General features: G+C 47.7%; 20 protein-coding genes. 8 read left to right on the forward strand and 12 right to left on the reverse strand.

Going from position 1 to position 25651, the window contains the following annotated elements; all coding sequences use genetic code 11:
- Positions 1-79 precede the first annotated feature (79 nt).
- On the reverse strand, positions 80-2590 hold the full coding sequence (locus LEUMU_RS0118405) for a CotH kinase family protein (protein ID WP_022953774.1): 2511 nt from the start codon (positions 2588-2590) through the stop codon (positions 80-82).
- A 240-nt stretch (positions 2591-2830) separates the two neighbouring features.
- Between LEUMU_RS0118405 and LEUMU_RS28260 the strand changes: the two genes are divergently transcribed.
- Both LEUMU_RS28260 and clpB read left to right on the forward strand, forming a co-directional pair.
- Entirely contained in the window at positions 2831-3613 is a 783-nt protein-coding gene (locus LEUMU_RS28260; protein WP_022953775.1) for a M23 family metallopeptidase, read from the forward strand.
- A gap of 97 nt (positions 3614-3710) precedes the next feature.
- Positions 3711-6293, forward strand: a complete 2583-nt coding sequence (gene clpB, locus LEUMU_RS0118415; RefSeq protein WP_022953776.1) for an ATP-dependent chaperone ClpB — start codon at positions 3711-3713, stop codon at positions 6291-6293.
- Positions 6294-6460: 167 nt separating this feature from the next.
- On the opposite strand, the gene LEUMU_RS0118420 is transcribed toward clpB, so the two are convergent.
- The 5 genes from LEUMU_RS0118420 to LEUMU_RS0118435 all read right to left on the reverse strand — a co-directional run bounded on the left by LEUMU_RS0118420 (position 6461) and on the right by LEUMU_RS0118435 (position 14280).
- Positions 6461-9646: a hypothetical protein gene (locus LEUMU_RS0118420; RefSeq protein ID WP_022953777.1), complete on the reverse strand. Its 3186-nt coding sequence runs from the start codon at positions 9644-9646 to the stop codon at positions 6461-6463.
- Positions 9647-10164: 518 nt separating this feature from the next.
- Positions 10165-10953, reverse strand: coding sequence for a BCCT family transporter (locus tag LEUMU_RS29070; RefSeq protein WP_211223041.1), 789 nt, complete (start codon positions 10951-10953; stop codon positions 10165-10167).
- A complete protein-coding gene (locus tag LEUMU_RS29075) occupies positions 10946-11905 on the reverse strand; it encodes a BCCT family transporter (protein ID WP_211223042.1) in 960 nt (319 codons plus the stop codon). The genes LEUMU_RS29070 and LEUMU_RS29075 overlap by 8 nt, the downstream gene beginning before the upstream one ends.
- Positions 11906-12057: 152 nt before the next feature.
- Positions 12058-13170: an FAD-binding oxidoreductase gene (locus LEUMU_RS0118430; protein ID WP_022953778.1), complete on the reverse strand. Its 1113-nt coding sequence runs from the start codon at positions 13168-13170 to the stop codon at positions 12058-12060.
- 135 nt (positions 13171-13305) lie between these two features.
- Positions 13306-14280 carry a LysR family transcriptional regulator gene (locus LEUMU_RS0118435; RefSeq protein ID WP_022953779.1) on the reverse strand — a complete coding sequence of 325 codons (975 nt, stop codon included), beginning with the start codon at positions 14278-14280 and terminating at the stop codon, positions 13306-13308.
- Between the two features lie 149 nt (positions 14281-14429).
- Here LEUMU_RS0118435 and LEUMU_RS0118440 point away from each other — a divergent pair, with 149 nt between their 5' ends.
- From LEUMU_RS0118440 to LEUMU_RS0118455, 4 genes are read left to right on the forward strand one after another with little or no spacing between them, the layout of a single operon-like run.
- Positions 14430-15653: an aromatic ring-hydroxylating oxygenase subunit alpha gene (locus tag LEUMU_RS0118440; protein WP_022953780.1), complete on the forward strand. Its 1224-nt coding sequence runs from the start codon at positions 14430-14432 to the stop codon at positions 15651-15653.
- Positions 15650-16555, forward strand: a complete 906-nt coding sequence (locus LEUMU_RS0118445) for a dihydrodipicolinate synthase family protein (RefSeq protein WP_022953781.1) — start codon at positions 15650-15652, stop codon at positions 16553-16555. Before LEUMU_RS0118440 ends, LEUMU_RS0118445 begins: the two co-directional genes overlap by 4 nt.
- Positions 16555-18072, forward strand: a complete 1518-nt coding sequence (locus LEUMU_RS0118450; protein WP_022953782.1) for an aldehyde dehydrogenase — start codon at positions 16555-16557, stop codon at positions 18070-18072. Before LEUMU_RS0118445 ends, LEUMU_RS0118450 begins: the two co-directional genes overlap by 1 nt.
- A gap of 19 nt (positions 18073-18091) precedes the next feature.
- Positions 18092-19423, forward strand: a complete 1332-nt coding sequence (locus LEUMU_RS0118455; RefSeq protein ID WP_022953783.1) for an NAD(P)/FAD-dependent oxidoreductase — start codon at positions 18092-18094, stop codon at positions 19421-19423.
- A 54-nt stretch (positions 19424-19477) separates the two neighbouring features.
- Here the strand turns inward: LEUMU_RS0118455 and zapD are convergent, their stop codons facing one another.
- The 4 genes from zapD to folE2 form a co-directional block, all read right to left on the reverse strand.
- A complete protein-coding gene (zapD, locus tag LEUMU_RS0118460; RefSeq protein WP_022953784.1) occupies positions 19478-20233 on the reverse strand; it encodes a cell division protein ZapD in 756 nt (251 codons plus the stop codon).
- 32 nt (positions 20234-20265) lie between these two features.
- Entirely contained in the window at positions 20266-20859 is a 594-nt protein-coding gene (coaE, locus tag LEUMU_RS0118465) for a dephospho-CoA kinase (RefSeq protein ID WP_026744918.1), read from the reverse strand.
- Positions 20860-20937: 78 nt separating this feature from the next.
- Positions 20938-21261, reverse strand: coding sequence for a DUF2853 family protein (locus LEUMU_RS0118470; RefSeq protein ID WP_022953786.1), 324 nt, complete (start codon positions 21259-21261; stop codon positions 20938-20940).
- A gap of 115 nt (positions 21262-21376) precedes the next feature.
- The gene (gene folE2 / locus LEUMU_RS0118475; protein WP_022953787.1) at positions 21377-22351 is read right to left on the reverse strand and encodes a GTP cyclohydrolase FolE2; all 975 of its coding nucleotides are present in this window, start codon (positions 22349-22351) and stop codon (positions 21377-21379) included.
- Between the two features lie 169 nt (positions 22352-22520).
- Here folE2 and LEUMU_RS0118480 point away from each other — a divergent pair, with 169 nt between their 5' ends.
- Positions 22521-23765 (forward strand): multifunctional CCA addition/repair protein, encoded by a 1245-nt coding sequence (locus tag LEUMU_RS0118480; protein WP_022953788.1) that lies wholly within the window; start codon positions 22521-22523, stop codon positions 23763-23765.
- 206 nt (positions 23766-23971) lie between these two features.
- Here LEUMU_RS0118480 and LEUMU_RS0118485 read toward each other — a convergent pair whose 3' ends face one another.
- Complete coding sequence (locus tag LEUMU_RS0118485; RefSeq protein ID WP_022953789.1) at positions 23972-24310, reverse strand: hypothetical protein; 339 nt, start codon at positions 24308-24310, stop codon at positions 23972-23974.
- Between the two features lie 28 nt (positions 24311-24338).
- Here LEUMU_RS0118485 and LEUMU_RS0118490 point away from each other — a divergent pair, with 28 nt between their 5' ends.
- Complete coding sequence (locus LEUMU_RS0118490; protein ID WP_022953790.1) at positions 24339-24974, forward strand: DsbA family protein; 636 nt, start codon at positions 24339-24341, stop codon at positions 24972-24974.
- 3 nt (positions 24975-24977) lie between these two features.
- On the opposite strand, the gene LEUMU_RS28265 is transcribed toward LEUMU_RS0118490, so the two are convergent.
- Entirely contained in the window at positions 24978-25610 is a 633-nt protein-coding gene (locus LEUMU_RS28265) for a CAP domain-containing protein (protein ID WP_022953791.1), read from the reverse strand.
- Positions 25611-25651: the final 41 nt, after the last annotated feature.

The raw sequence follows: 25651 nt of genomic DNA on the forward strand, positions 1-25651 counted from the left end.
GAAAATGAGTACCAAGTCAAACCTGATAGTTGCGTATTTAATTTCTGCAACTATCAGGTCAGATAGGTGTAACTAGGTTTTAGTAAACCGAAACAGTCACCTTAGCCGAGTTGGTACGGCCAATGATGTCGGTAATCACATACCAAAAACTATCCGTTCCTTTATAGCCAGCTCTTGGCGTGTAGGTTAATTGGTTATTCGCATTGCTTATGGTGCCGCCATTGACCGAATACTCATTCACATCTGAAACCCACAGCCCTGTGCCGGTATCATTCCCCATTGCGTTAAAGGTGACTGAGCTGCCCGCTGCGACGGAGACACTATCCGTATAAGCAACTGGGTAAGCGGATGTGCCGGTCACATTAATATTCACACTGCTGCTATTTACGCGGCCTAATGAATCCTGGAATACATACCAAAGCTTGTCTTCGCCTGAGAAGTCTTGCTTTGGCGTATATGAGATCCGATTATTGGAAATAGCGACTCTACCGCCTTTTAATGACCAAGGATTGGAGCTGGTTATTGTTAAACCTGAACCGGAGTCATTTGCCAGCACATCAATGGTTAGCGGGCTATTTAACGCGGTACTAACGGTGTCTGGGTTACCCACAGGATAAGCGCTGCCTGAAACAGTAATATTGACTACGCCGAAGTTACGACGCCCTTGTGAGTCGCGGAACACATACCAAAGTCGGTCATTACCAGTGAAGCCAGTCTTTGGTTGGTAGTTAATTTTATTGTTTGAGATGGTTACCGAACCACCGCTTTCTGACCAATCATTCGTGCTGCTAAGCACTAAGCCAGAGCCCGTATCATTGGCTAATACATCGATGCTAATGGCACTATTTAGCGTGGTCGATGCGAAATCCGGATTTCCTACGGGGTACGCGCTGCTACCATCAATCGTGGCGTTAAAGGCGATGATACCGTAGTCCTGCGAACCATCACCACGGTCGATCGCGTTGTAGCCAACCTGCCAGTAACGTGAAGGCTCATTCGCATCGCGGGCAATGATGCGGTAGAAGTAATTACCGGAAGCGTAGTTCCAAGGCACCGTCACACTGGTTCCTGAAATGCCGCTTTGGTTAAAGACGATTGAGTTCGACTCAAAACCAACCGAGGTTGAGATTTGGATATCGTAGTTAATGCTTTGGTTATACAGCGAATCCGAGCTGGACCAGCTGAACTTGTAGCTTTGGTCGGCATTGGCAACCGGGTCATAGAGCGAGAATGGCATTGGATCGGCAATATGCTCGATGAACTGGTTGTAGTTTTGCTCAACCTTATCCGCCAGACTGGAGAAAATATTGTTATAAGCTGCGATTTTCTCAGGGTTAGTACCACCTAAATACAGCTTGTCGATATCTGGACTGGCCGAGATCATCGGGAACACAAAGTTGTAATAAGAGTCCGCTTTTTGTTGAAGCTTCGCGCGGGTTAGATACTTATTTTTAACTTCCATTACGGCTTCTTTTAACAAATCCAGATTGCCGGGTTGTCTTAAGAATTGCTGATGTAATTCCTGTCCCCACCAGTTGGCATGCGACTGTGTCCAGCGTGGCAGGTCGGTGCGCGTGGTGTAATTAGTATCAAAGAGAGAGCCTAAAGACAGATCATAATCCCAAGGGACAAAGTAGAATTTCTCAGTGCCTTTTGGGTTGTAGAGATAGAAGTTATGGAAGTTGGTATCGTAATTGTCGGTTAGCAGATTAATGGCAAACCAAGTTAAATAATTGTCTTTATTAAAGTATTTATTAAAGACCTGCGAGTCAAAATCCAGCGATGGATTATTGACCGCTTGGATCATATTCACAAACTCACGATGATCATCGCCACGCTTGATTTCCATCAGCTTTTCAAAGGCGGCTTCATCAATCGGTTCGCCGGCTGCATCCAGTGCAAATCCCGGATCATCTTTGAAGAAAAAGTTCTCGGCTTTATATACACCGGAGTCATCATCCCAACCTCGACGGACTAAGTATTCCTTACCGAAATACTCAACATGCGTGTAGAGGCCATAGTCATCGACAGAGCCTTGGTCTTCAACGCTGAAATTCACAAACTGCGTGCGCATACTGGGCAAGTTTGGAATGTCGATAAACAAGTCATAGCTTAGTTTGTTACGAATACGGCTAAAGTCCCAAAAGCTTTTAACCAACTGAATACGGCGTTCCCCACGCCATAGCGCATCGCTGCTATCCAGTTTCACGCGGAAGGATTTTTGTGGCGCACCACGGCTGGTCGCGCCGCGTTGGCGTAATTCTGCGTTAGAAACTAAGCCATCATCTGGAAAGTCATCCGCTGTCATGTGGACTTTGATTTCTGGTTGGAAGTCATCGCTGCCATCAATGTCATTGAGCACGTCGTTGAGTGTACAGCCATCATTCACTCCTGGACCGCAAGCGCCTGAACCGATGACTGTCTTAACTCGCATATTCAGTAAAGAAGGGTAGGAGGTATCGTAGGTGTTAGCAGGCTCAATGAGGTCGCCGGTAGTGGTTGAAGACAGCACATCCGCCATGGCATGGGTGGCGGGGAATAAGCAGGCGGTGAGCAGTATCATTCGGAATGGGGTATGGCTTTTGAACATAGGGTCGTCTTCCTTGGCAAACGTTGGAGTACTAAGTACCTATAGTTCGTGCTGCGTAACAAATCTTGGGCCACAAGACTGGGGGGGAGGTTTTAGAGACTAACGGGGCGCTGAGGTGGAATCAGCCTATCCATTCGTCAAACGGTAGGAAAAACACTGAGCATTCGTGACAAACTATTAATAATCAGCCTTGAGGTATCTCCCCATGCTCTTGGCCATAATAAAAAGACGAGTGTTGCCATGAAATATTTCCCATTTAAACCCACCTATTTTTTAATCTGTTCAATGGTTGCTGTTGGCTTTTCCAGCGCTCAGGCAAAGACAGCGGCTTTGGCTGAGTTGGAAGAAACCGGCTTTTACGGGCGCGTTCATGCTTGGAATAATAAGCCAGCCACTGCCCATAAGCTGGCGTTGACCGTACCGAAAGATGCACCAATTATTATTTCCGATTACCACAGCCGAGTCGGCGCAAATGGGCTGCGGCGTACACTTCAGCATAACGGTGTGGATATTTTTCAGGAGATTGGTACGCCTATTATTGCAGCGGCATATGGCAAAGTCGTGAAAGCCAAGAACGATAAGTGCTGGGGGCCAACGGTGTTAATCAGCCATGGTCGTACGGCTGAAGGTAAACCGCTTTATGCACTTTATGGCCATATGAGAAACCTTAAAGTCGTACCCGGCCAGCTTGTAAAGCGGGGCGAGCAAATTGCTGAAATGGGTGAGGATATTATGAATGGCTGTGGCGCCGGCTTTCATCATCTGCATTTTCAAATATCTCATGTTCCTTACAAAATTCCGTTCGGGTGGGGCTGGGCTAACTTCGTGACTGATGGAAAAGAAGCGCCTAATCCTCACGAGTTTTGGGCAGATGGGCCGGGGAAAATTACTTGTTTCAACGAAGGTGAGCACTATAAACCATCTGCTTTGACTTACCCTTTGCCCTGCCGCACTAATGAACAAAAATCTTCACCCACAACGCTCGCACAACTTTGGTCTGAAGACGAGGCAGAGCCTCACTGATTAAGATAACTTCACAAAAGGTTGATTTTAATCAATTGAATTGCACAAATTCCCCCACATAGTTAATGACATATCAGAACCTATTTAGGGGAAACCTATGAGAATGGACAAATTAACCAGCAAATTTCAGCTGGCACTACAAGATGCGCAATCGCTCGCATTGCGCCATGATCATCAGCAAATGGAGCCGGTTCATGTCATGGTCGCATTGCTCGACCAAGATGGCGGCTCAGCACGTGGATTATTGAGTAAAGCAGGCGTTAACTTAAACGCATTACGGTCACAGTTGGGCGAAGAGGTGGATAATCTACCTGTCGTGACTGGTGGCGATGCGGGAGATGTACATGTCTCCAATGACTTAAATCGCTTATTGAATGTAACCGATAAGTTAGCTCAAAAACGTGATGATCAATATATTTCTACCGAGATTTTTATTCTGGCGGCCGCTGAAGAGAAGGGCAAGCTTGGAATAATCCTCAAAGCCAATGGCGCAACTAAAGCGATTCTTGAAAAAGCGATCGATGATGTGCGCGGTGGTCAGAATGTGAATGATCCCAATGCTGAAGATCAACGTGAAGCTTTAGAAAAATATACCACTGACTTAACCGAACGTGCCGAGCAGGGAAAAATTGACCCAATTATCGGCCGTGATGCGGAAATTCGCCGTGCGGTGCAGATTCTGCAGCGTCGTACTAAGAATAATCCGGTCATTATCGGTGAGCCAGGTGTGGGTAAAACCGCGATTGCTGAAGGCTTAGCACAGCGCATCGTGAATGGAGAAGTGCCAGAAGGCGTGAAGGGCAAGCGCTTGTTATCACTGGATTTGGCATCACTATTAGCTGGTGCAAAATTCCGCGGTGACTTTGAAGAGCGCTTAAAAGCAGTGTTGAATGACATCGCAAAATCCGACGGTAATGTGATTCTGTTTATTGATGAATTACACACACTAGTGGGTGCTGGTGCGGCCGAAGGCGCTATGGATGCGGGCAATATGTTAAAACCTGCGCTAGCGCGTGGTGAGCTGCATTGTATCGGTGCGACAACGCTGGATGAGTATCGCAAATACATTGAAAAAGATGCGGCACTTGAGCGACGCTTCCAGAAAATTCAGGTCAATGAGCCAACAGTAGAAGATACGGTTGCGATTCTGCGTGGACTGAAAGAGCGTTACGAAGTGCATCATGGTGTGGATATTACCGATCCGGCAATTGTCGCGGCGGCAACCCTATCGCACCGCTATATTACGGATCGCCAGCTGCCGGATAAGGCAATTGACTTGGTGGATGAGGCTGCATCGCGCATTCGTTTGGAAATTGACTCCAAGCCAGAGTCGATGGATAAACTTGATCGCAGACTGATCAAGCTGAAGATCGAGCGTGAGTCGTTAAAATCTGAAAACGATGATGCGTCTAAAAAACGTTTAGCGGACTTGGAAGAGCAAATCGAGCTATTAGAGCGTGAATACTCTGATTTAGAAGAAATCTGGAATGCTGAAAAAGCGGCTGTACAAGGCACGCAGCATATCAAAGAAGAGTTAGATCAGATTCGTATCGAGATGGAGACAGCGCGTCGTGCAGGTGATTTACAGCGCATGTCTGAGCTGCAGTATGGCCGCATTCCTGAGCTTGAAAAGCAGCTGATTGATGCCTCACAGGCTGAAGAGTCTGGCGAGCCAAACAAGCTGTTGCGTAATAAAGTTACAGAGAATGAAATTGCGGATGTGGTTTCTAGTTGGACGGGTATCCCGGTTTCCAAAATGATGGAAGGCGAGCGCGACAAGCTGATGCAGATGGAAGAGCTGCTGCGTAAGCGCGTGATTGGTCAGCGTGAAGCGATTACTGCGGTATCGAATGCGATTCGTCGTTCGCGGGCAGGCTTGTCTGATCCGAACCGTCCAATGGGCTCGTTTATGTTCCTCGGCCCAACTGGTGTCGGTAAGACTGAGTTGTCCAAAGCCTTGGCTGGATTCTTATTCGATGACGATGACGCGATGGTACGTATCGATATGTCTGAATTTATGGAAAAGCACGCGGTTTCACGACTGGTCGGTGCGCCTCCTGGATATGTTGGTTATGAAGAAGGTGGTTATCTGACCGAAGCGGTTCGCCGTAAGCCTTACTCGGTGATTTTGCTGGATGAGGTAGAGAAAGCGCATCCTGATGTCTTCAATATTCTGTTACAGGTATTGGATGATGGACGCTTGACGGATGGTCAGGGCCGCACGGTTGATTTCACCAATTCGGTGATTATCATGACCTCTAACCTTGGGTCCGATGTGATTCAAACGCTGAATGGTGAAGAGAATTACGACGCCATGAAAGAGGCGGTAATGGAGATTTTAGGGCAGCATTTCCGTCCTGAGTTTATTAACCGTGTTGATGATGCGGTGGTGTTTCATCCACTGGATCAGGCTGAGATCCGTCAGATTGCTGAGATTCAGTTGGGTACCTTGGTCAAGCGTTTGGCTGAGCGTGACATGACCATTAGCTTCTCTGATGAGGCGATGGATCTGATTGCGGAGGCTGGGTTTGACTCTGTGTACGGTGCGCGTCCATTGAAGCGTGCGATTCAACAGTCTGTTGAAAATCCGCTCGCGAATAAGATTTTGTCTGGTGCCTTTATGGGCGGGGATGAGATTAAGGTTCACGTGCTGGAAGATCAGCTAGTGTTTGATAAGTAATACTTGATGGCGCTTTGCTAGGCCATCCTAAACAAAAGCCGCCGCACTGATATTCAGTGTGGCGGCTTTTTTGTTAAAAGACCTTTGTATTTTAGCGTGAAACTTGTGAAAACAACCTTGTCTTTTAGCAAATTAAGGCAAAAGTAAGCCTGTGTATAGAGATCAATTTACTCCACCTTTGGCTCAGGTGACTTAATAGCCGCACTAATAGCCTTTTCCATTTTCTCAAAGACAGCCGCAAATTCCGACGCAACTAAATACCTTGGTGTTTCCATATCCGAAAGCGATTCACTCAGGCCTAAGCTACCCCACTCATGGAAAGACTGAGGCATGTAGAAGTTATTAAAGACCTTTCCATCTTCCTCAAGCCATACTTTATAAAGGTGTTTGGTGATCGCAGCCATGCCTTCCAGCTCAATAGCCTCTTTAAATAACGCAAGCTTTTCAGCCTTTAACTCAGGATGACGATCAAAGTATTTTTGTTGATCTCTACCCAAGTTTGTCAGTGCCAAATTATGACCACCCTCATAAGCAACTAATTGAATTCGCTCATCAATATCGTTGATTTCCTTGTTCTGGGCAATCAGTTCTTTTCTTACGGCTTCTACGCCTCTTGGGTTGTTAGGGTCTTTAATAACATCGATAACCGCTTGCGCCGTTTTAGCGTTAAGCACGCCCTTTGCTACGTCATGGCAAGGCCCAAATTTGTGAGGGCTTATCACCTTATCATCATGGTTTAGGTTGCCAAAACAGGCATAAAAATAGGCCGAGGTCGCAACGGCATCAATTCTTTTGATGGATTCAGTCTTGGCGGCATGGCTAAGCATGATCTTGGTTAAAACAGGGTTGTTTTGCTTGGTTGCCAAGGTGACGATGAGGTTTTTCTCATCCATCCCTGACTCAAGCCAGATCTTAGCAACACGGTCTAATCTGTCTACATAAGCCATCTGCGCCATAAACTTGTAGGCTCTATCCAGATTCTTTAATACGTAAACCTCTGAGTTCTTTTGGAAGTCAAAACCAAATCTTTCAGCAACTCGTTTATCCCAGCCTTTTTTAAACTCGGTGAATAAGTCTTTCTGAAGATCTCTGATTGCATCACCGGTGTAGTGATAAACCAGGTCAGGGCTGTGAAGCTCACTCTTATGCTCTTTAATATAGGTAAACCGATCAACAAAGACATCTTTAAAGTCCCCGTTTCTATCGTCTACCTGTATTTTCAACTTCCCTTTAGCCGCTCCTGTATAGCCTAACCAGTAAGCGCTCATATAAGGAATTTTTAAAGCAAGCTTGTCGAAGAAGTTACCTTTTTTGTATTGGATGTCAGCAATGAATTGGTTGTTGCCAGTGTATTCATTATCAACGAGCTTATTGCAGTTAAAATCTTCGATATCGATTGTGTAAAACTGGCTAAGCTTAGCCATAGTCGGCCCATGTGGGCGAAGTCTCAGTTGGCTATCTGAGGTAGCTTCGGGCTTAGTGAGTTCACCCATGCTAAGGCCTGTGTTCGTTAGCTTAAGCCCATCAACCAACGTGCTTAGATTTGAGCGACTCGCACACCATTTTAAATCCTCAAACTCGTCAGTGACTTCTTTTTTGAACTTGTAAAAGTAGTCTAAGTAACCCGCTCTCATATTGCGGTATGAGACCACTTCATCATCCGATGTTTTTAGGTAATCCTCGAAGCGATCAAAAAACTGAGAAACGTACTGTTCCTGCCGGTGATTAGCCAGTCCTATAAAGTATTTCTGGCTAGCAAATGCACCATTCCACACCTCATTACTAAGCTCTAAAAACACCTTAGAGTCTTTATTCAGTGACTCATTAAAGTAGTTAGCCATATCGGTGACGTAATACTCGGTCGCATTGTGAGGCACATTTATCCAAACATTGGACTGGGTAACATTGGCAAGCTCAACAATGACTTCATACGGTAAACCTCTCCATTTTTCTTCAGGTTTTATGTATGAGTTGCCCCAGAACTGATCGTGCAGTTTTGCCCGGTCGGTTGAGTTTCTGGCGTACTTCATCAAGCAGTTTCCGTAGTCCTCATTCGGATTTACATAGTTCCAGTTAAACTCCAGCGATTTTTTTCTTAAGCTAATGAGTTGTTCTTTTATCGGTGCTAGTGCTTTTTCACTTTCCCGGATGCGGTAATCAAACGTCATCAGGTTTAAATACTGATTGTCAGAGAGAAGGTCATGAATGATTGACTCAATCGACTCTATTTCTTGTTCAGTATAAAAAATCTCATTATCTTCATTTTTAAATTCTTTAAACGACTTGAGGATAGCGTCTGTATCAATCAGCTCAGCCCTGATTAACTCAGGTTCCAGCGCTTTTAACATGCCCAACAGTGTTATGTTGGTGGTATGCCTTAAATACGTTGCCTCTAGCGCTTCCTGGGGAAGAGAGTAAACATTTCTGGCTTTAACATAAGTGGTCACACACTCAAAAGGGGACTTAGGTGATGACAAGGTCATATTCATCACTCTGAGGGTGGAAAATGGTTTGATGTACTTTAAATAGTCAGGATTAAAGACGATCTTGCCTGCCAGCACGTCCTCATGGTTTACGGTCGGCAGTATTAAGTGAAAATTCTTTAAGTGGGTATCGCTGTTTGCGGTAAACGTGAGCTTGATGCCTTCCTTGGATGGTGCTTCTGGTATCGCAATATCCAAGCAGCTTTTAGCGGAGGCATACTTTTCCGGACACGATACGATTTCAGCGAAGCCCTCAACCTTAAGATCAACATCGCCATCAAAATACACAGGATAAATGCCTTCAGGCACATCGCCAACTTTGGCTGACTCCAAGCCCGTTGTGTAAACAAAGCTGCCACGCTTGAGAAGCACCGTTTTATCATTATTGACTGTGACGCCAAATTCACTAAAGCGGTTATACCTTGTTTGCGCGAAGCGATTAACCAAGCCTCTGATTTTAAAATTATCTAAGGTTTGATAATCCTTAGGATCAAACGACTCTCTTTCTGTTTGATCGTCTTCAAGTGCTCGGCTGATGGTATAAATATTGTCTGCTTGAGGGGTTGCGTATTCATCAATAAAAACGCTGTTGACGATGGGATCTTCAGAGTTGAAGTTAACGGATGCTACACCCTTGGTCTCTAAAGACTCTTGTACTCTCTCAAAGATGCTCTCATCAAAGGGCCTAAATGACTTGGCTAAGTCCCCCATGATTTGTGCATGCGTCACGATATCAACTTGTGACTGTGGCTCGTTGAGGTTAATTCCCATTGAAATGGGTATGTGTTTTTTGCTGGTACTCTCAGGCGGATTAGCACTAACAGACAACACCCCAAAAAAACTTAAGCTAATAATTGTTATAAAGCGCATTAAAATATCCTTGGGTTAAGTCTTATTGTTCGCGAGTATTTGAGGCAACTTGCATGTTCTAAGAGCATATCGGATTGTGCTTTAATTGCAACTGTCCATAAGAGAGGGGCATTAGCGGTACTTGAGTTTGGGGCATAAAAAAACGCCCTTTGCCGGGGGAAGCAAAGAGCGCTGGGGGGGGTGAGATTGTCGATGATCTTATTTTTATTATTAGTAGATCGATCTTCTCGGGGCTTGCTGGTAAATTTTATTATTCTGTTATAATTTTTGTTTTGTTGTTGATAAGTAATATGCAGATCGCGTGCCAACTCTGGTTAAAATTATTTAAGTAACTGATAAGTATTGAATTTTATTGTTTTCAAGTGTTTTGGAAATAAGCTTTGTCACTTTCAGAAAGTGTCAGCATACGACGCAATAGTTACATTTCTGTCACTTATCAACGATTACGACCCATCAAAACAAAAAAGCCGCCATCTGAATTAATTAGTGGCGGCTTTTTATTACGCTTAAATCAAAGACTAGGTGTTTAAGCGCTTCTGACGCATCCCATCCCGAATCAGCGCTTTGAGCAAACTAATGCCCATTAGTATCATAATGAATGAGAATGGAATCGCGCCGATAATCATGGCGGATTTAATCGCGCCTAAACCACCGGCTAATAACAAGGCCGCAATCACGGCGGTCAATGCCGATCCCCAGATTATGATGTGCTTAGGACCTGTTGCTTCTGTTTGCGCACCACCGGCATTAATGGTGTTAACTACTAGCACGGCAGAGTCGGCAGAAGTCACTAAGTAGGTTAACAGCAGTATAACGATCATCACCGACATAACGGTTGCCAGCGTGGGTGACAGCATAATGTTGATTACTTCATACAGTTGGTAAGTCAGGTTAGAGCCGAAAATCTTTCCCGCTGCCTCGCCACTGAGCTCTAAATCAACCGCGGTGCCTCCAACAAAGGTAAACCACATAAAGCACATCAGCGAAGGGGCTGCGATTGCGCCCAGAACAAACTCGCGAATGGTTCTATTTTTAGAGATGCGCGCCAGAAAGATACCAACGAAAGGTGCGAAGGCAATCCACCAAGCCCAATAGAATACCGTCCAGCCTGTTTGCCATGCACCGAGCTCTGTGGATGGCTTCCAAACAGTGAAGGTCATCGCAGGGAGGTGAACGATGTAGGAGAAGATGCCTTTACCCAGTAATTCGAATGCCAGCATGGTTGAGCCGAAGATCAGGAAGAATCCCAACAGTGAGAATGACAACACCATATTGATATTGCTCAGCCATTTAATGCCTTTACCCAACGCCTGACAATGCCGAGAGTGTGGATAGCAACATAACCACCACTAAACAGACTAGCAAGGCGGCGGTGGTAGGCTCTGGCGTGTCGCCAGTGGTCATTAACCAGCTTGCGCCAGTGATATTGTGCAGGCCAGAAGCAAAGGTGCTAAGCCCTAATCCAATAGTCTGAGCGACACCAAGAATCGTGGCAATTACTGCTGCAATATCAATGATATGGCCAAGAGGGCCTTCCAGTGAACGGCCAAATATTGGGGTTAGGCCTGAACGTATAGTTAGAGGCAAGCCGCGTGAGTAACTAAAGAATGCCAGCGAGATACCAATCAGCGCATAGCAAGCCCATGGGCCAAATCCCCAGTGTAGGAAAGTGTAGCGATAAACCGAATCCAAAGCCGCTTCCGACTTAGGCGCGATAATGCCATCAATCGCCGCCAAGCTGCCTGCTGCAACTTGATCGTTATACATGGCGAATACATCAGCGCCTTCTGGAACAGCAATATTACTACCGGCAAACGCCGCCATAATGGCTTGCTTGCTCATAATAATGTCGGGGTTGCTGCCTAAGTGCCAGATGGGCTCAGCGGCTGCGTAACCTAGCATGCCGATACCGATACCCGCCCCAAACATCATAGAAAACCATGAGAAATTCGAGAACTCCGGTACGCCATCTGCAGTGCCTAATTTGATCCGCCCAAAAGATGGAACAACTGCCAGTATCAGGCAAACGCTCATGAAAAAGGCGATGGTGTATAGGTAGTAGGTGTTGAGGTTTTGGAAGGACCAGTTTTGGATTTCTAGTAAGATTTTCCCGACTCGCTCCGGAGAGGCGACAGCCCAAATAACGATGAGTGCGACGATGAGTTTGGATATTAGCGCGATGGTTTGGTTAAAGCCTTTATAGAAACCGCTATCCTGCGTTTCTATATTCAGCTCCTTGACGGGCGGTGAAATGGACACATTGCTTCTCCTTTGTGATTGATCGGGTGTGGCGTAGGTGATGACTTTAAAACTGTCGGCACAGCGAGGCTGAGACCCAAAAATGCTCAGCACGGGGACTGCGTGTTTACTCGTTTAAGTGTTGGGGCGTGGTGGCTAAGAAAGCCGGTGGATTAGTACTCCACCACCAAGCTTTCAGTAACGACAGAGCAGCAAGAAAGGACATAGCCCATATCGATTTCCTGCTCTGAGATGCCCCCATTGTGGTCCATCTCGCAACTGCCGGACTTGATCTTCACACGGCAAGCGCCGCAAATACCGACTCCGCAGGCTTTGGGGATATTGATGCCGGCTTCGGTGGCCGCTTCATTGAGGTTGGTACCAATAGCAATATTGGCTGACTTACCGGAGTCGCTAAAGCTGACTTTCACTTCTTCTTTCGGTAGCTGCTCTTCAATTTCAGCGGCGTCAGCATGCTTTTTAGCAAGGGCTACATCTTTGACTGGCGTCGCGCCGAATGACTCTTCGTGGTAGCGCTGCATATCAAAGCCAGCATCTTCCAGCATGCTTTTCACCGCTGTCATATACGGCTGAGGACCGCAGCAAAAGATCTCACGTTCCTGAAAATCGGGTGCGATCAAGCTCATCATGCGCAGGTTTAAATAGCCACGATAACCATTCCAGCTTTGCCCCACCTCTTGGCGCTCGCAAATCATGTGAAACTGAAAGTTATCAATGCGGCTAGACATGTAGTCCAGCTCTTTGGCGTAGATAATATCTCTGGGGGTGCGGGCGCTGTGCGCAAAAATAACGTCCACCTCTTCCGAGTCAGTATCAAACCACCAGCGCGCCATCGACATGACCGGGGTAATACCCACGCCACCAGACAGTAACAAGACTTTCGGCGAGGGGAAGTCGATGCCGTTAAAGTTGCCCACTGGCCCGTGAACCGCTAACTGCATACCGGGCTTCATATTGTCGTGCAGCCAGTTTGAAACCAGACCACCGGGAATACGTTTGACGGTAATCGAGATGCTGTAGGGAATAGAAGGCGAGCTGGAGATGGTGTAGGAGCGCATGACGCGCTTGCCTTCGATTTCCAGTTCTAGGGTGACAAATTGGCCCGGTTTGAAAAAGAACAATACCGGTTGATTCATGCCGAAGCTAAACGTAGTGACGTCGTGTGTTTCGGCAATGACTCTGGCGCAGCGTAACAAATGGCGACCATTAGACCAGGTTTGGATGGTCAAAGGATTCATGAAATCGGAAGTATTAAAGTCGCTCATCGCGCTACCTATCCTCTGTTGCAGTTGACTCGCTATGGCTTAAATACTAGCGATAGCGAGGCTATTACCACAACCAACTTTTTTTTCACGAAAAGCATAACTCTAGGTTATTGGTAATTGTGAAGGATCGCTTGATTAGGTCACGGTCGCTGGCGAAGTGACTCGGGTGAGTTCCTGATCAATCTCATTTAAAAACCAGACTTTGAAGCAGGTAAACGCCTCATCATCCTGCTTGCTATCGGCAAAGGTGAGGTAGTGTAATTTCTCACGATACAGGGCTTCAGCATTCCCAACGCGTACCAGTAGGCCTTGTTTAATGAGCGGAGTAATCAACTGACTCCAACCCAGACTTACCCCCTGATGGTTTAGGGCCATTTGAATCAACATACTGTATTCATTGGAATTAAACAGGTGACGACTACTGTTACGGCGAAGCTCCATACCTTGGTGATTAAACCAAACGCCCCAATCCACATGCTCTGCAATCTGCGAGCGGCCATAGGCGCTGAGGTCTAATAGGTTGGTTTCACCTAAACCTTCCAGCGTTACCAGTTGTGGATTCTCTTTTAGGAATTTTGGCGAACACACCGGAAAAATCAGATCATAAAATAAGGGAATGGAATGATAGCCCCTGCGCGACTCGCAATGCTTGTTAATGAAAATATCCGGACGCACGCCAGGTTCCATATGCAAGAAGTTATGAGTCGTGAGTACATTGACATGAATGTGCGGATTGGCCGAGAAAAAGTCAGGTAAGCGCGGGGTTAACCACAGCGCGGAAAAGGCTGGCGAGCAGCAAATCGTTAACTCTTGCTTATCTTGGTCATTGTTTTGAATGCGTTGGGCGGCTTGCGCGATATTCACAAAAGAAAGGTGCGCCGCATCATAAAAAATAACGCCCGCTTCCGTAAGCTCAACTGAGCGACCCGCACGTTTAAACAAGGGAACGCCGAGAGAGGCTTCTAACTCCCTGATTTGACGACTAATTGCGGCCTGTGTTACGCAGAGCGATTCCGCTGCGCGCGTAAAATTCTGATATTTAGCCGCAGCCACAAATGACCTGACAGCCCGTAAAGAGGGCATGCGGAGCAGGATTTGATCGGAGTTCATGTGTTTAACCATAACATCAGGTATTCAATTCTCTTGAAAAAAAGTCGCTTTGCCATCGGTGAGGTGATCAATACACTCAAAGGTAGAGAAAGGCAGTCTGCTGATTGCAAGCGCGCCTCCCATCTAGTCTAGCATCAAGGAGTCACTGAATGACAAGCAAACAAACAATGCTGGAATTGATTCAGCAGCGAGTACCGAAACATGCGCTGACGCGGGACCTGTATCGGGATGATGAAGTCTACCGTCAGGATCTGGAGCATATTTGGCATAAGGAATGGATTTTCGCGGGCCATACCGTCGAGATTGAAAAGGCCGGTGAATACATCACCTTGCAAGTCGGTGACTATCCGGTCGTGATTATTCGGGGTGATGATGGCGAAGTCCGCGCCTTTCATAATGCCTGTCGCCATCGTGGCTCTCGGGTGTGCTCTCAGCCTAAAGGTAAAACCGCCAAGTTAGTCTGCCCTTATCACAGCTGGACCTTTGCATTAGATGGCAAGCTGTTATTTGCCGGCAATATGAACCCAGACTTTAAAACCGAAGATTATCCGCTGATGCCTGTGCATTGCGAAATCGTGAATACCTATATTTATGTGTGTGTGGCTAAAGAAGCGCCAGACTTTGAAGCCTTCCGTGCTGATTTAAGCCCTTTTGTGACGCCACATAATCTCGAAAACTGCAAAGTCGCCTTTGAGTCGAACTTGCTGGAGCGCGGCAACTGGAAGTTGGTCTTTGAGAATAACCGTGAGTGTTATCACTGCGAAGCTAATCACCCAGAGCTAATGAACTCCTTTGTTGATAATGCCTCAGTGGGTGGCCTTGGTGGCGATGATGACCCTGAGCTGATTGAGTACTGGGATAAGTGCGAAGCTGCTGGTTTGCCTAGCCGTCTAATTATGGATGAGCACGGTCAGTACCGTATCACCCGTATTCCATTATCCGATAACGCCATTAGCTACACCATGGATGGCAAGCCTGCGGTTAAAGCTCGCTTGGATGATACCGATGTGGAAGACATTGGCGTGCTGCTGTACTTCAACTACCCCTCGACCTGGAATCACTTTTTAGGTGATCACGCGCTGAGCTTCCGCGTATTGCCAGTGAGCTCTGGCCAAACATTGGTAACCACCAAATGGTTGGTGCCAAAGGATGCCGTTGAGGGTGTGGACTACGATTTAAAACACATGACTGAAGTGTGGACGGCGACCAATGAGCAAGATCGTCAATTGGTTGAAGAGACGTTCCGTGGCGTGAGTTCGCCATCTTACATACCGGGGCCATTCTCGGAGATTTCAGAAAGTGGTGTGTGTCAGTTTGTTGATTGGTATTGCGCAATCATGAAGAGAAAATTAAACAGCTCGGAGCCAGCATGAAATTTGAAGGAATCTACACGCCCGTTGTGACGCCGCACTTTGACGATCACAGCATCAATGAAAAGGAGCTGGAAGCCGTCATTGAGTTACTGATTAAAAGTGGCGTGAACGGCTTGATTGTATCCGGAACCACCGGTGAGTATTACGCGCAATCTCAAGCAGAACGCATGCACCTGATGCAGTTATTCAAAAGCATTATTGGTGATCGCGTACCACTGATTGTGGGGACTGGCGCTATTCGCACTGAAGAGTCGATTGAGTATGCAGAAGCCGCTGCCAAATTAGGCGCAGATGCGATTTTGGTGGCGACACCACCGTATGCGGTTCCAACGGATCGTGAAAATGCGTTACATGCGCTGGCGATTGACCGTGCAGCAAACTTACCGATCATGCTTTACAACTACCCCGGACGCATGGGCGTCACCATGGGTGAAGAGTATCTGGATCGCGTTGGGCGCTCACAAAATTTCTGCGCGATTAAAGAAAGCTCGGGTGATATTAACCGCCTGCACTTGCTGGCACGCAACTATCCACACATTCAACTGGGCTGTGGAATGGATGATCAGGCATTGGAATTCTTTGCTTGGGGAGCCTCCAGCTGGGTGTGTGCAGGATCTAACTTTGCACCAGAAGCCCATATTCAGTTGTATCAGGCTTGTCGGGTTGAAAATGACTTTGAAAAAGGCCGTCGCATTATGTCAGCAATGATGCCATTGATGGCGGTATTGGAGCAGGGCGGCAAGTTTATTCAGTGCATTAAACACGGTTTAAGCACGCGCGGCATTCAGGGCGGACCACCGCGTAAGCCTTTGCAGTCATTGAATAAAGATGAAAAGCGAACACTTGAACAAGTCATTCGGGTAATGAACACAACATTGGCAAAAATCGCGGAGGAATCATAATGTCTGAATTATTAAGCCATGAGGAATATCAGGCAATCGCCGCGGAAATCAACTTTCCAAATAGTGCCTTTATTGATGGCAAGTTTCGCCCTGCAGCCTCGGGTAATACCTTTGCAACGATCAATCCGGCAACGGGTGAGACGCTTACCCATATCGCGTCCTGCAATGCCGATGATGTGAACTTCGCCGTTGAAAAAGCGCGCGAAGCCTTTGAGCAAGGTCACTGGAGCAGGCTGCACCCGACTGAGCGCAAAGAAACATTAATCCAGCTGGCTAAGTTGATTAAGCGCAACAGTCATGAGCTTGCGGTGTTGGAGAGTCTGGATTCCGGTAAGCCAATCAGCGATTGTGCGGCGGTGGATATTCCAGAGACGATTCACACCTTGCTTTGGCACGCCGAAGCAATTGATAAAATTTATGACCAAACCGCACCCGCAGGTGAGGATGCGATTGCCATGATCGTGCGTGAGCCGGTCGGTGTTGTGGGCGCGGTATTACCGTGGAACTTCCCGCTACTGATGATGGCTTGGAAAATTGCACCGGCACTGGCAGCGGGTAACTCCGTCATCGTAAAACCGGCTGAGCAAACGAGCCTGACGGCTTTGCGACTGGCTGAGTTGGCGATGGATGCTGGTTTGCCACGTGGCGTGCTGAATGTATTGCCTGGTATGGGCCCCGATGTGGGTGAGCCGTTAGGGCTGCATCCGGATGTTGATATGGTGTCGTTTACCGGCTCCACTGAAACCGGCCGCCGTTTCTTGCGCTACTCCGCGGACTCTAATCTGAAAAAGATTGTATTGGAGTGTGGCGGTAAGAACCCTGCGGTTGTGTTGGACGATGCGGAAGAGCTGGATTTAGTGGCTGCACATATCGTCAATGCAGCTTTCTGGAATATGGGTGAGAACTGTTCAGCCAGCTCACGACTGATTGTGCAGGAAGGGATCAAGCCTGCACTGATGGAGAAGATTATCGATAATTTACGGGATTGGCGTACGGGTGATCCTTTAAATCCGGTGAATAATCTCGGTGCTTTAATTGATCAAAACCACTTCAACAAAGTGTGCAGCTATTTGAGTGCGGAAAGCCTTAGCGATGCGACAGTGTTAGTTGGTGGCGAGTCGCAAGATGGCTGTTATGTGTTGCCGACAATTGTTGATGGGGTCGCGGCTGACAGTAAGCTTGCTCAGGAGGAGATCTTCGGGCCAGTGCTGTCAGTAATTACAGTGAAGACGGTCGAGGAAGCCATTGCGGTGGCTAACGACACTCCTTATGGCCTTGCAGCTAGTCTGTTCAGTGCCAATGGCAAGCGAGCATTGCGGGCGGCTCGGGCAATTCGCGCGGGCACAGTGACGATTAACTGCTATGGCGAAGGCGATATTACCACGCCGTTTGGTGGTTATAAGCAGTCAGGCTTTGGCGGGCGTGATAACTCGATTCATGCACATGACCAATATACCGAGCTGAAAACAATCTGGATTGATTTATCCGATCGTTCCCAAGAAGAGGCTGTCGACTAACGTGATCAAGGTGCGCAAAATGCCTCCTGATGTGGGGGCGACTGGCTGGAATGCCATTTTACCCTCACGCGATGCGTATCCTTCACTGGAAGGCAAGCATGAGGCTGATTATCTAATCATTGGTGCAGGCTTTGCGGGTTTAGCGGCAGCGCGTCGTCTGACTCAGTTGGAGCCTACGGCGCGCATCATTGTGCTAGAGGGGCGTAAGCTGGCAGAAGGCCCAGCGGGCCGTAACTCAGGCTTTATGATTGATCTACCGCATGATTTATCCTCGGATGATTATGCGGGTAGCTCCTCCGATAATGATCGTCGGCATACTGCAATGAATCGCGCGGCCATTGAGTTTGCCAAGCAGGCGGCGCGTGATTATGACTTGCCCGCTGAGGCGGTGGCAGCTACTGGTAAAGTAAATGCCGCAGCCACTGAAAAAGGCCTAAAGCACAATGCCGACTATGCACAGCACTTAACCCAGCTGGGCGAGCGCTTTAGCATGCTGGATGCGCAGGAAATGAAGGCGCTAACCGGCACGGAGTATTACCAAGGCGGCTTATGGACGCCAGGAACCACCATGCTGCAACCAGCAATGTTTGTTCGCGGTGTGGCGGCGGGTTTACAGCGGCATGCCACCTTGAGTTTGTACGAACAATCACCCGTGGTGGCATTGGATAAACAGTCTGGCACTACGAGTTGGGTAGCTAAAACCCCAGAAGGCTCAGTGACTGCTGGAAAAGTGGTTCTGGCCGTGAATGGTTTGATCGAGCATTTTGGGTTTTACTCCGGACGCTTGATGCATTTACTGCTATTTGCCTCCATGACGCGGCCATTAACGTCACAAGAGAGCAAGCAATTAGGTGGCGAGTCGCGCTGGGGTTTAACACCAGCCGACCCACTTGGCACTACAGTCAGGCGTATTTCAGGCACCGGCGGCGATCGTATCGTCATTCGCAATCGTGCCAGTTATGACCCCGGTTTAATCGCCTCAGATCGCGAAATGGCGGCGGTAGCACGCACGCATCAGCAGTCGTTTTTAGAGCGCTTTCCAATGCTTAAGCAGGTAACAATGGAGCATTGTTGGAGTGGTCGTCTTTGTTTGAGCTTGAATAATGTGCAAGCTTGGGGCGAGCTTGATGAGGGTTTATTCTCAGCTTGTTGCCAGAATGGTTTGGGTGCAGCTAAAGGCACTGTTGCGGGGATTATTGCGGCGGAGCAGGCTGCAGGTGGCAAGCAGACGTTAATGCCGGATTATATCCCCGAGGTGCAGCCTAAGCGTTTACCACCACAACCATTGATGCGGGTGGGTGCGAATGCAGTATTACGCTGGAAAGAATATCGGGCAGGGCGGGAGTTTTAGGCTAATTGAACTGATTCAGGCTGTAACCGGCAATCGGTTACAGCCTGTTTAGTCTCAACAAATCATCAATGAGAATTCGATATCTTCAACGATTTGTTTACTACGTTCTTCCAAGTGATCGGCATTTACAAAGCGAATTGAAAAGCGTTGTTTACCGGCGCTCACTTCCGGGAAATGGCGGGCGTCATCTGGCAACTCTATCCGCAGCATCTGGAATTCACGATTGCCATTTAAGGTCGATTGATAGAAGCCATCACGCGCGACTTGATTCACGCTAGTACTACTTTGGCGAATCAACTCCAACACCATCTTTACCGCATCATAAGCAATGCGAAACGGCTCAACCCAGCTTTCCAAATCAGCCACGCGATCCGCTTCCGGACGTGTCATCCAGAAGTTAAATAAAGGCAAATCGAAACCATTAATGCCACCGGCAATCATGGTGCGCTGCTTCAGCATATTCAAAAAGCTATGGCTTTTCAGATGCTGGCCTAACTGACCACGAAACTCATGTAAGCGCTCGGCGCGTTCATCCAGCTTATTCAGCAGGTCTTGCAGCCGCTCCTTATCCACATCTTCCAGCTCGTTCATGCGCTGTAGTGCTTGAGTTTGCCAATCCAGCACATTAAGCGTGGCGCTTTTAACGTCAAGACGTGAGGAGAGGTTATACAGCTCAAGCAAAACCATCAACGCCGAATGACAATGTTCCGGTGCCGGGTTCTGAGTGTAGAAATTGAAACGATGAATTAAGAATTCGAGCCTGGAGAACAGGCGAATCTTCTCGTTTAGTGGATGTTCGTAAACAGCCATGTGGCGGTGCTTCCCTTTAAAAACTAGTCGGATTATACCAGAGATATCAACGTTTCATGCAGCTTATCAATCTGCATTTTTAACGATTCTAATGTGCCGCTATTGTCTAGCACATCGGTGGCGACAGCCAAGCGTTGTTCACGGCTGGCTTGGCTATTAATGATTGCTTTGATCTGCGCTTCGTTTAGGTGATCGCGCTCAAGGACTCTGGAAAGTTGCTGCTCTACGGGGCAATCAACAACGATCACGCGGTCAAAGTGATCTGGGTAGTGGCTTTCGACCAACAAAGGAATGTCGGCAACCACATAGGCCGTGTTGGTGGCTTCATTCACCCGCGATAATATCCGTTGGCGAATACGTGGATGAAGAATGCTTTCCAGCTGCTTTTTAGCCTTGGGGTCGGAGAAGATGACTTGCTTTAAAGCCGCACGATTTAGCGTGTCATCGTCATGCAGGATTTGCTCGCCAAAGGCCTCAACAATTTCTTGCAAGGCAACTTCGCCAGGCTCCACCACTTCGCGGGCAATCTGGTCGGCATCGACCACGGTAATGCCTTTAGCAATCAGTGATTTGGCAACCGTACTTTTACCGCTACCAATGCCGCCTGTCAGTCCGACTTTTAACATAGACACCTTTTTCTATCCGATCGGGCAAAACCTTAACGCTAGCATAAATAAAGGGGCGATGTTGAGTAATTGGGCAGATTAAAACAAGGCTTCTTTTGAAAAACGTTTTACCAGTAAATAACAGAAGGTGGCACGCAAGCGTGGGTCAGCATCCTTCATGATTTCGCAGGTCTTGTCGATGGCCTCATTGAGCGCATCATCATTCAGCTGAAGGCCAAGCTTTTTCTTTAAAAAATTCTCACGCAGCTGCATTCTGTCAAAGGGGTCGGTGCAGTCAATGTAGCGGGTATTGCGGTTGTATACGATAGCGCCAAGCTCACGAAAGATGCCGGTAATCAGTGATTCATCGGCATTCTCATCGTATTTTTTAATATCTTCAATTACCTGAATTACATCAGCCATTCCGTTGTCTCCAAGTATGCTAAGCGCAAAGTCAATTCCAACATTCGAGTGTACGGAATCGGAATTTTGGCGCTGCATGGATGAAGACGAACGGTTAACGGCTCGTTACAAAAGGTTAATGAGGGAATTCCCGAGGGTCATCGCGGTAGCCATTATCAAGGCCCTTAACCACAATCGCGACCGCATCATGTGGGTGCAGGCTTTCCATGTGGTTAACTCGTACCCAGAAGTCACTCAGGCTGTCATCTTTGTTAAGTTGCTGATGCAGGCGTCGGGCTGCATCTTCGCAGAACATCAGGTTTTGACCATTGAGGCGTGCAAACTCTTGCTCATCTTCGCGCTTTACAGCCGCTTGAACCGGTGTTTTCAAGGCATCTTCGATGCTATCAATTAAGCGGGAAACCGGCAGATCTTCAACTTCTGGTGACAGCTTTACACGCACCTGAGCAATACTGCGCTGGCTGTGAGGCGTGGCACTAATGCCTTCTTTGGTCCCCAGCCATTGGTGTACGTCTTTCATTGAAACCTGATCGGAGTCGCCAAACTCTGCCAGAAAGCCTTGTTGGATAATGTCACGCGCCAGTGCGGCAGAGCAGGGGCAAGTGGATGAGTAAGGGACTTCGATGCCAAGCTCGGTATTAATCTCGCCCGCTTTAATCGAAGTAATGGCACGCACCTTGTAGCCCTTCCAGCCGGTATTATTGCTGATCAGTGCTTTACGACGTTCCATAAACTCAAAGCGACATTCCAGATACGCGTTATCACTAATGCCATCGTGCGTTACCAGAAACTGTTTGACCACGGCATTGAGCAGAGCCGGTGTCATGATCTCATTACCCAGCATTTGATCAACCGTCAGGTACAAGCGAGACATGTGAATGCCCTTGCTCTCAGGGTCAGTCAGGTTGACATAGGCCTGAATGCGTCCCACCGTTTGCATCTGATCGCCATTGCCATTTAGGGTGCGAATTGGCATTTCAATTTCACTCATACCTACCCAGTTCAGGCGCCCATTGGGGCCGGTATGTGGCTCGTTTGCGATATCAGGGAGCGTGCTTGTGTTGTCTAGAGCGCGGTTCTGAGTGCTCATGGCGTCAGGCCTATTTCATTGGTTAAGAGGGCGATTATACAGAAAGCAGCTGATGGGGAAATAATTACCCCAGCCACTAAGCCGTCATATGGTCGACATTATTCGGGTCTTAGCATCAGGCATGCTAACATCGGCGCACAATATCGAGGCAATGCGTTCGGGTAGGTATATGAATATATTTTTAGTGGGCGGCGCTGTGCGAGACCGCTTTTTAGAGTTGCCAGTTAAGGATCGCGACTGGGTTGTGGTGGGTGCCAGTCCTAAGCAATTGACTGAGCTTGGCTATCGCTCTGTGGGGAAGGACTTTCCTGTCTTCCTGCACCCGGATTCTCATGAAGAATATGCACTGGCGCGCACCGAACGCAAAACCAGCGCAGGCTATCATGGCTTTGAATTTAATACCGCCTCCGATGTGACACTGGAACAGGATTTACTGCGCAGGGATTTAACCATCAACGCCATGGCAGAAGATGAGCACGGCAATCTGGTCGACCCATTAAACGGCCAACAGGATTTAAAGAACCGCGTACTGCGCCATGTGTCATCAGCCTTTGCCGAAGACCCTGTGCGTATTTTACGGGTGGCGCGTTTTCTGGCACGCTTCCATCGCTTTGGTTTTAGCATTGCCGATGAAACGCTGGCATTGATGCGCAATATGGTTAAAGCGGGTGAAGTCGATGCGCTGGTACCGGAGCGGGTCTGGCAGGAAATGGCCAAAGCGCTCACCGAGCCTAATCCTGAGCAGTTTATTCTGGCGCTACGGGAATGTGGCGCACTAAAGGTATTATTCCCTGAAATTGATGCCTTGTTTGGTGTGCCACAAGTCAAAGTTTATCATCCTGAAGTTGATACCGGTGTGCATGTGATGATGGTATTACAGCAATGCTGCTTACTAACGGATGACCCTGTTACACGCTTTGCGGCTTTAACTCATGACTTAGGCAAGGCGACTACTGAAGCGGATATTTTGCCGCATCATTACGGTCATGAAGATCGCGGTGTGGACTTGGTAAAAGGCTTGTGCGAGCGGCTAAAAATACCGAATGAATACCGTCAGCTAGGCATGTTGACCAGTGCTTACCACACGCATGTACACCGTGCCTTTGAGGTAAAGCCTAAAACTTTGCTGAAAGTATTAGCCGCAACAGATGCATTTCGTCGACCCGATCGTTTTGCGCAGTTTTTAATTGCCTGTAAAGCAGATAGCCGAGGTCGTCCCACATTTGAGAGTCGTGAGTATTTACAGGCAGATTTTTATGCTTTGCTATTGGATAAAACAAAAGGGATTGATGTTGCGCCGATTATCGAAGCAGGCTTTCGCGGAGAGCAAGTAAAAGAGCGGTTACGCAGGGTGCGTTTGAGGGTGATTGCTGAATTACGTCAAGAGGCGAAAAGTTGGGAGGGCAGAAATTAAAAAACCAGAGGGAGACAGATAACAAAGTGGCTTTCGTTACAAGTCTCCGACTGGTCGAGGAGGAGGAAATCATCTTACGGGTTAGATATTAACGACATTGCTGCATTGCAACAAGTTACATTTTCTTAACCCTCGGTTTAGTTAAGTCACATTTGATAGTATTAAACCGCCCATTTGGTGTGAAACGGGCGTTTAGATGAAACCAATCAGTTCGGATCTTCGTAGAAGATATAAGGCGTCGAGTAGTCACTGAATTCAAAATAGACTTTCTTTTCGCCAGCATCGACCTTGCCATTGAGGTTAGCGTCTAAGATGCCATAGCCAAAGCGGTAGGGCCGCGCGATATCGTCCGTGGTGCCGCCAGCGGTTGATAGTTTGTCGATTTTCATGAAGCGCTTGGCAAGTTTATCGCCAGCGTAGATCTCAAGAATACCGTTAGTACCCGTCCAGTTATTGATGGAGCGCCCAATGCGGTTTTGGGTTTCCTGTGTACAGGCTGTTAGTAATGTGCCCAATGCGGCGAGTAAAATGATTTTTTGTACCATATTTTTTTCCTTCTTATAGGCTTAGCAAATGAATCAGAACAATCCATTTACACTCTACTACGTTCATGACCCAATGTGCAGTTGGTGCTGGGCTTTTGTCCCAACCTGGCAAAATATCAAGCAAAAATTAGAAGGAAAGCTGCCCGTTCGGTACTTATTAGGTGGTTTAGCGCCAGACTCTGCCGAGGTTATGCCAAAGGCGATGCAGGATGCCATTAGTGGGTATTGGCACACGATTGAAGTGCGAGTGCCGGGTACTAAGTTTAATCATGACTTCTGGACGAAATGCCAACCAAGGCGTTCAACCTACCCATCTTGCCGGGCAGTGATTGCGGCGCGAGTTCAAAACCCAGAGACTGAAACGGCAATGATTCGGGCAATTCAGGAAGCATATTATCTGCAAGCGAAAAATCCATCAGATGATGAAACGCTGATTGCTTTGGCAGGTGAGTTGGGTCTGGATGAGGCGCAGTTTGCTATAGATTTGAATAGTGCTGAGACGCAGCGGGTATTCGAGCAGGAAATGCAGTTAGGCGGGGCGATGGGCGCACAGGGCTTCCCGAGTTTGATTCTGCAAAGTTCAGAGGGCTATCGCTATCTCCCTCTGGATTACAATCGGCCTGAAGTTATTTTAGATCAGCTAAAACAACTAAACGCAATTTAAGGCTTAGTACGGGCGCTCGCCAATGTAGTTGCCTGGTGGGTTGTAGTTGCAAACCCAGAGTTGTGACTTATCACTGCACTGTTGATAAGCGCAACCCACTTCTGTGGTTTCCCGCCAGACCAATTGCGTGTAATGACCGCATTGCTCGCCGGGCTGGCAGCTGTTGTTTCGATAGTTATAGAACGGCTTCTCATCAGCCCAGTCTTTGACAACGCGGCCAATGGTGATTTTCTGAACTTCGGTAATGCCATCTGACCAAATTCTGGGGCTGGCCCACCACAAGTTCTCACCATGCTGCTGTTTGAAGCGGCCTGACGTTGGGCGGTGGCGCATTTGGCAATTACTGGTACTGGCCAGATGATTAGCCCACTGCTGAGCATAAGCGGCCAAGCTATCGGACCAGATGAGAGGTTGCAGGTTATGAGCGCGGCGCACAATATTGTGCGCCTGCAAAGTGCCTGCAAAGCGGGCTGAATTACTGACTGGCCGCACATTGGCATTGCGCTGTTGTAACTCAGCCGCATCGTCGCTGACGATTATTCTTTCTTGTTTTACGGCACTGTTATTACTGCTACAAGCACTGAGCAGGGCAATGCTTGTCAGGCAGACTATGGTTAATGATTTCCAATCTAACATTCGTATAAGTATCTCTGTGCTGAGGAAATCCTTTCCATAAT

The organism is Leucothrix mucor DSM 2157, assembly GCF_000419525.1.
GTDB classification, from domain to species: Bacteria; Pseudomonadota; Gammaproteobacteria; order Thiotrichales; family Thiotrichaceae; genus Leucothrix; species Leucothrix mucor.